Source organism: Pseudoalteromonas sp. NBT06-2, from assembly GCF_002276045.1.
In the GTDB taxonomy this organism is placed as follows: Bacteria; Pseudomonadota; Gammaproteobacteria; order Enterobacterales; family Alteromonadaceae; genus Pseudoalteromonas.
The window spans coordinates 1-2,636 of sequence record NZ_NQMR01000120.1 but is presented as its reverse complement, the minus strand read 5'-3'; the positions used below and the strand labels follow the sequence as shown (position 1 = coordinate 2,636).

Below are 2,636 nucleotides of genomic sequence, written 5' to 3'. Positions count from 1 at the left end.
GCTTTTTGAGAAGTTACAAAATATAAAATCTAAATAACTTCCTTGTTTGCATAAATTATTAACATTTTCATGCTAAGTTAAGATAAAAAATGTGGCCTCCCATCTTTAGTCCCTATTACAACAATAATTCCTTTTTTATTCATTGCGTATTAGACCCACTAATAAGCATTATTCTGTGCTGCATACCTAATTGCGGCTTCAATTTGAGTTTCATCTCCAACTACCTAAGCTCTTAAACCTGTATTTACAAGGAGCATAGGTATAAAACAACTTGGAGACTTGATGGTAATTCAATTGCATGAAGTGAAAAAGAAAAAAATGCCAACGCAAAATAATAACTGCTCCATACATTACACACTGTAGGTCTTGCTATTATTTAAATTAAATATTTTATATAAATAAACTATTGTCACAATCAGTAATCTATTTAATTATGGCCCACCAGATGTTATAAATAAAAAGTAGCATCTATTTAAAGAAATAAGGAAAGGAAGAGAAAATAATGATTAAAAGCAAGTTGAGCATTAAGTTACTTTGGTATGTAACGCCACTTGTGATTATCCCTTTACTTTTTTTAGGTGGATTCACATTATCCAATGTGACGCAATCTACAGAAAAACAGGCTGATATTATTGTTAGTCATTTTGTTCAGCAACAACAACAAAATATTTTGAATTACATAGAAGCATTTCATTCAGCAACAGAGCTATTATCCAACTCACCCGTTTTAAGTCAGTTTATTGAGTTTGATCCAACAGAGTCTTCTATGAAAACTGCCCGTATTGGTGCCTTATTAGATGTATTTGCCAGTTATACAGATGCTTACCCTGATATATTAAGTATCGATTTAATAACAGCACAGGAAAAAAGCTTAGCTTTTTACTCTAGTGATCTTTTTGCCGAACCGAAAAAATACCCGTTCGCTAAAACTTTTAAAAATAATAATCTATCTAGAATGCAGTTTATGCAACAGTCTGAGAATGGCATAACATCGATATATTTTGTTAAACCGATTTTCAAATCACAGTTTCACCTAGAAAGCCCTAAGTTATTAGCATATTTAATATTACATTTAAAACCTTCAGTTATTAATGCCAGTATTTTAGACGCACCTTTTGAGCATACCCTAAATCTTATTATCAATAACAGGGGTAAAATATTATTCAGTTCAGACTTTTCAAAACGCGGTATATTTTTAACTGAATATGAATTAACTAATATTAAACTTGCCACTAAAGGTGAGCACCTGATCCCTTTAAAAATAAGTAGCATAGATCAAAAGTCTAGAATGTTATTTTCCACTCATATGAATGATGGTTCTTATTATGTTTCATCAATTCCTAAAGATACGCTATATGAATCAGGAAAAAAAATTAGCCTTATCACTGCTTTAATAGTTCTTATATCAGTTGTTTTATTACCTATTTTGATTTTTATTGTTGTAAGATCTTTATTATTGGCTCCATTAGTACAATTAGGGAAAGCCAGTCAAAGAGTCGGAGACGGCGATTTAAAAGTACGTTTACCTATTGTTAGTAAAGATGAAATGGGCACTTTATTTCATGATTTTAACCACATGGTTAATCAAATTAGACATTATCAAGGTCAATTAGAAGATTATAAAGAACACTTAGAAGATAAGGTGCATGCCAGAACTGAAGCATTAGCTAAAATGAATCATCAACTTGAGCAAGCCATCGATCAAGCCAAACAAGCCAATGAATTAAAAAGCAGATTTCTAGCAAATATGAGCCATGAAATACGCACGCCGCTGACTGCCATTATTGGCTTTACCGAGCAAATGTTAATTAAAGAAGCACATCAAGTAAAAGACAATCATTTAAATACCGTATTAAGAAACTCTAAGCACCTATTAGAACTAATCAATAATATTTTAGATCTGTCTAAAATTGAAGCAGAAAAATTAGAAGTTGAAAAACAACAATGTGATTTAGCACAGCTTCTTGAAGATTTAAATTCTGTTATAAACGTATTGGCTAACAGTAAAAACTTGGAGTTTAGAATTAATTACTCCTTCCCTTTACCTAAAACAATTAATAGTGATATAACACGACTAAAACAAGTTTTACTTAATATTTGTACTAACGCAGTTAAATTTACCGAGCAAGGTTACGTGAGCCTGACTATTGAGTATGTACCACACATTGAGAAACTTAAATTTGTAATTACCGATTCCGGTATTGGTATGTCTAAAAATGAATTAGAAAGAATTTTCAAACCCTTTGAGCAAGCTGACTCCAGTACAACTCGAAAATTTGGCGGTACAGGTTTAGGTTTATGTATTTCAAAAAATCTAGCGCATTTATTAGGCGGTGATGTTGAAGTAACGAGTGAAAAAGGCATTGGAAGCAGATTTTCTCTTACCATAGCGACTAACAACAAAAATACAGAGTTTAAATTATTACAAGCTAAAACTGATTTAAATCCTATTAAAGTAATAAAACAGCCAATAAAGTCAGCTCATTATGATGCAAAAATATTAGTTGCTGAGGATAATTTAGATAATCAAGAATTAATCAGGTTACTATTAGAACATTGGGGATTAAACCCTGAATTTGCTAATAATGGCTCTGAAGCAATCGAAATGGCTTTAACCAACGATTATGATTTGATCC

The 2,636-nt window shown here is 31.4% G+C and carries 1 protein-coding gene; it reads left to right on the top strand.

Annotated features, from left to right (window positions below; translation table 11 throughout):
* Positions 1-502 precede the first annotated feature (502 nt).
* Positions 503-2,636 (top strand): hybrid sensor histidine kinase/response regulator (locus CJF42_RS19110; protein ID WP_095368211.1); only part of this gene is annotated, 2,134 nt, incomplete at its 3' end.